Here is a 249-nt window from a genome sequence, read left to right as displayed (position 1 = left end):
GAACCGTGGCGTAGCTTCGGGATAGCCACATCGACGGTGCCGACCCGCGTATCCAGTAGTCGGTGGCGGTAGCCGTTGCGTTGGTTGACGCGGTTGTCGCTGGTGGTGCCGTAGTCAGCGCCGCAGACAGTATCAGCTTGGGCAGATAGAATTTGGTTGATGAAATCGCCGAGCATCTGGCGCATCAGATCGGGTGATGCTTGGGTGAGGAGCTCTTCGAGATACGCGGTCGGGTCGATATGATGGGGG

The 249-nt window shown here is 59.4% G+C and carries 1 protein-coding gene; it reads right to left on the bottom strand.

Annotation, left to right across the window (positions count from 1 at the left end; all coding sequences use genetic code 11):
• Positions 1–249 (bottom strand): transposase (locus CHU71_RS12720; RefSeq protein WP_187272099.1); only part of this gene is annotated, 249 nt, incomplete at both ends.

The organism is Corynebacterium sp. LK14, assembly GCF_008042215.1.
GTDB classification, from domain to species: Bacteria; Actinomycetota; Actinomycetes; order Mycobacteriales; family Mycobacteriaceae; genus Corynebacterium; species Corynebacterium striatum.
This window is presented reverse-complemented; position numbering and strand designations above follow the sequence as displayed.